We start from the raw sequence: 3,556 nt of genomic DNA on the forward strand, positions 1-3,556 counted from the left end.
GTCGATCGCGTCCTCGAGCTCACGACCGAAGTGCAAATGGCTGCCTGAACTTTCACGAAAGACATTTAGAGCCGGAGAACGAAGATGAAGACCTGTTTGGTGGTTGACGATTCCAGCATCGTTCGCAAGGTCGCCCGTCGCATCGTCGAAGCGCTGGGCTTTCAAGTCATTGAAGCGGAAGACGGCGTCGAGGCGCTGGTTCATTGCAAGAAGGCCATGCCGGAAGCCATCCTGCTCGACTGGAACATGCCCGTCATGGATGGCTTCCAGTTCCTGGGCACGCTGCGCCGCATGCCCGGTGGCGAAGAGCCCAAGGTCGTGTTCTGCACCACCGAGAACGGCATCGACCACATCACCAAGGCGATGGGCGGCGGTGCCAACGAGTACATCATGAAGCCGTTCGACAAGGAAATCGTGTTGGCGAAGTTCCAAGAGGTCGGGCTGGTCGAGCGCGAAGAAGAGACAGCTGCCTGAAAATACACCTGCCAGTAGCGTCAAGAGGTATCCTGTGAATCCGCCCGACTACGAGTATCTGCGTAAGTTGCTGAAAGAGCGCTCCGGTCTCGATCTGTCCGCCGACAAGCAATATCTGATCGAAAGCCGTCTGCTGCCGCTTGCGCGCAAGGCCGGGCTCTCCGGTATCTCCGATCTGGTGCAGAAGCTGCAAGGCGGCTCGAGCGCGCTGATCACCAGCGTGGTCGAAGCCATGACCACGAACGAGACCTTCTTCTTCCGCGACAAGGTCCCGTTCGACCATTTCCGCGACACCATCATGCCGGAAGTTCTCAAGGCCCGCGCCAGCCGCCGCAGCGTGCGGATCTGGTGCGCCGCAGGCTCGACCGGGCAGGAGCCCTATTCGCTCGCGATGACCCTGAAGGAGATGGGCGCGGGCCTGACCGGCTGGCGCGTCGAGATCATCGCGACCGATCTTTCTCAGGAAGTGCTGGAGAAGGCCAAGGCCGGCGTCTACAGCCAGTTCGAGGTGCAGCGCGGCCTGCCGATCCAGATGTTGATGAAATATTTCAAGCAGACCGGCGAGACCTGGCAAGTCAATCCCGATCTGCGGGCGATGATCCAGCACCGGCAGCTCAATCTGCTGCAGGATTTCTCCCATCTCGGTACGTTCGACGTCATCTTCTGCCGCAACGTGCTGATCTATTTCGATCAGGACACCAAGATCAACATCTTCAACCGCCTGGCCCGCCAGATCGAGCCCGACGGCTTCATGGTGCTCGGCGCTGCGGAGACCGTGGTCGGACTGACCGATACGTTCAGGCCGATTGCCGATCGTCGTGGCCTCTACAGGCCGAATGATCCGCGTGCCGCTGCGGCGGCCGGTGCCGCGGCGCCGCGGATGGCCGCGATGGCAGGGCGATAGGCATGGCCGAGGATGGCAAGGGCGCAGAGCGCGTCACATTCAGTCGGGGCTATGATGTCTGCATCATGGCTATCGACGGCACGTGGCGGCGCGACTGCACCCTCAATGCGATTTCCGATACCGATGCCATCCTCACGGTTGAAGGCTCGATCCAGGGATTGAACCTCAAGGAGTTCTTCCTGCTGCTGTCGTCCACCGGCCTTGCCTATCGCCGCTGCGAGCTGGTGCGCGTCAACGGCGCCGAGATGGACATCCAGTTCCTGCGCGGCAAGAATCGCAAGAAGCGCGGCGCGGCCAGCGGCCATGATGCGGTGGCGTGATCGCGACACGCAGCGTGTTGCTCCTTCCCGAGGCGTTGCTTCACATTTTCTGAAAACATCCGAACGAATTTGCAGGCCCGGCTTTACGTGGCCTAAGCGCGCACCGTGTATCAATGACAGGTCGCAATTTCAGGGTCCGGCCATGCCAAGAAGCTCTCTCTCCCCTATCCCGTCAAACCTTCCCGACGTCGCCGAACGGCGCGCGCTTCAGCTCCTGGTGGTCGATGACGACGCCACGCAGCGCAGCCTGATCAGTGTCGCCGCCAAGCAGGCCGGCCACGAAGTCGTCGTTGCGCCGTCGGTCGCGGAAGCCATCGAGAAGCTGCGCGCGGCGCGCTTCGACTGCGTGACGCTCGATCTCGTGCTGGAGGATGGCGACGGCATCGACGTGCTGCGCGAGATGGCGGCGGCGAAATTCACGGGCTCCGTGATCGTCATCAGCGGCATGGACGGCAAGCGCCGCAGCGGCGCCCGCAGCTTCGCCCGCTCGGTCGGGATCGAGCTTCAGAGCCTGCCGAAGCCGTTGGATCTCGCGGCGCTGCGCATCAGCCTCGCCAATCTCGGCAAGACGGCGATGGGGCTGCCGACGATCCATACCTGGGGCGGCGTCGCGACCGACGCGATCGTGGAGCGGCACCGCGCCTGAGGCGCGGAGCTGCCATGCAAGCGGCTGCGGCAAATCGGCTGCGCTGATTGCTGCCTAGTCCGGATTACCAGATTCCGACAGCTTCTGAAGGGCCCGGCCGAGCTCGGCCCGGCAGGCGTTGAGGGCGGCGCTCGCCGTGGCATAACGGGGCGTGACGTCGTCGAGCACGACAATCTCGGTGGAACCCGAGATAGCGCTCAAGATAGCGCTATCGTCATCCGGCTCCATCGCCGCGTCGATCAGGCGCATACTGATCTCGATGCGCGCGATCAGGGAGCGAAGTTCGGCCGTGATCAACTGACGGCTGTCGGTTTCAGCCATCGCGGCGAGCGGGGGTGTGCCGGCGTAATTTAGCATGGATATTCTCCGTCCCCCGCAATAAGGCACCATGGCGCTACTTGTGCGTTAAGTTCATGTCCCGTACAAATGCGGGGTGGGTCGAATCTGCGCCGAAAGCCATAACGTTAGGCGCGGACGCGAGTCCTTGAACGCCGAACGGACTTGGCAATCGCCTTGGCGAATGGACATGGCACATGGTCGAACAAACCTCCCGTGGTGAGATCTTCGTGGTCGATGACGACCCGGCTGTTCGCGACACCCTGTCGATGGTGTTGAAGGCGTCGGGGTATGAGGTGATCTGTTTTGCGGACGGCGCAGCACTGCTCTCCGTCGCGCGAAGCCGCACGCCGGCTGCCGTGCTGCTCGACGTGCACATTCCCGGAAAATCGGGCCTCGATATTCTCAAGGAGCTGCACGGCGAAGACTATCCCGCGCCGATCTTCATGATCTCCGGCCAGGGCGACATTGCGATGGCGGTGGGCGCCATCAAGAGCGGCGCGCTCGACTTCATCGAGAAGCCGTTCCGCGGCAGCGAGATCGTCGGCCGGCTGGACGAGGCGATCGGCGCCTATGCGCGCCGGCAGTCGGAGAACGCATCGCCGAAGTTCGGCTCGCTGCATTTCCCCGGACGCGAGCCGCTGACCCGCAGGGAGCGCGAGGTGCTCGAGCAGTTCGCCGCCGGTGCCTCCAACAAGGAAGCCGGCCGCACCCTCGGCATCAGCCCGCGCACCATCGAGGATCACCGCGCCAACATCATGAAGAAGCTTGGCGCCCGCAATGCCGCCGATCTGATCCGCATCGTGATGACCGCGGCCCAGCGCGCGTCGTAAAATGGTCTCGTGCCCCGGACGTGGTGCATCATGAAATGATGCG

General features: G+C 62.9%; 6 protein-coding genes. 5 read left to right on the forward strand and 1 reads right to left on the reverse strand.

What is annotated here, in order from left to right; all coding sequences use genetic code 11:
• Positions 1 to 84: 84 nt before the first annotated feature.
• From FXB38_RS42150 to FXB38_RS42165, 4 genes are all read left to right on the forward strand, one after another.
• A complete protein-coding gene (locus tag FXB38_RS42150) occupies positions 85 to 474 on the forward strand; it encodes a response regulator (RefSeq protein WP_148756723.1) in 390 nt (129 codons plus the stop codon).
• Positions 475 to 508: 34 nt separating this feature from the next.
• Entirely contained in the window at positions 509 to 1,378 is an 870-nt protein-coding gene (locus tag FXB38_RS42155; protein ID WP_148756724.1) for a CheR family methyltransferase, read from the forward strand.
• Between the two features lie 2 nt (positions 1,379 to 1,380).
• Positions 1,381 to 1,698 carry a PilZ domain-containing protein gene (locus tag FXB38_RS42160; RefSeq protein WP_128963451.1) on the forward strand — a complete coding sequence of 106 codons (318 nt, stop codon included), beginning with the start codon at positions 1,381 to 1,383 and terminating at the stop codon, positions 1,696 to 1,698.
• A 142-nt stretch (positions 1,699 to 1,840) separates the two neighbouring features.
• Positions 1,841 to 2,344: a response regulator gene (locus FXB38_RS42165; RefSeq protein WP_148756725.1), complete on the forward strand. Its 504-nt coding sequence runs from the start codon at positions 1,841 to 1,843 to the stop codon at positions 2,342 to 2,344.
• Positions 2,345 to 2,398: 54 nt separating this feature from the next.
• Here the strand turns inward: FXB38_RS42165 and FXB38_RS42170 are convergent, their stop codons facing one another.
• Positions 2,399 to 2,701 (reverse strand): hypothetical protein, encoded by a 303-nt coding sequence (locus FXB38_RS42170; RefSeq protein ID WP_148756726.1) that lies wholly within the window; start codon positions 2,699 to 2,701, stop codon positions 2,399 to 2,401.
• Positions 2,702 to 2,877: 176 nt separating this feature from the next.
• Here FXB38_RS42170 and FXB38_RS42175 point away from each other — a divergent pair, with 176 nt between their 5' ends.
• Positions 2,878 to 3,513, forward strand: coding sequence for a response regulator transcription factor (locus tag FXB38_RS42175; RefSeq protein WP_148756727.1), 636 nt, complete (start codon positions 2,878 to 2,880; stop codon positions 3,511 to 3,513).
• Positions 3,514 to 3,556 lie beyond the last annotated feature (43 nt).

Origin of the sequence: Bradyrhizobium cytisi, from assembly GCF_008123515.1 — a bacterium.
GTDB classification, from domain to species: Bacteria; Pseudomonadota; Alphaproteobacteria; order Rhizobiales; family Xanthobacteraceae; genus Bradyrhizobium; species Bradyrhizobium cytisi.

Bases quoted from the DNA above. Each gene is read 5' to 3' on its own strand.
- FXB38_RS42150 (WP_148756723.1), top strand. From the start codon at position 85: ATGAAGACCTGTTTGGTGGTTGACGATTCCAGCATCGTTCGCAAGGTC.
- FXB38_RS42160 (WP_128963451.1), top strand. From the start codon at position 1,381: ATGGCCGAGGATGGCAAGGGCGCAGAGCGCGTCACATTCAGTCGGGGC.
- FXB38_RS42165 (WP_148756725.1), top strand. From the start codon at position 1,841: ATGCCAAGAAGCTCTCTCTCCCCTATCCCGTCAAACCTTCCCGACGTC.
- FXB38_RS42170 (WP_148756726.1), bottom strand. From the start codon at position 2,701: ATGCTAAATTACGCCGGCACACCCCCGCTCGCCGCGATGGCTGAAACC.
- FXB38_RS42175 (WP_148756727.1), top strand. From the start codon at position 2,878: ATGGTCGAACAAACCTCCCGTGGTGAGATCTTCGTGGTCGATGACGAC.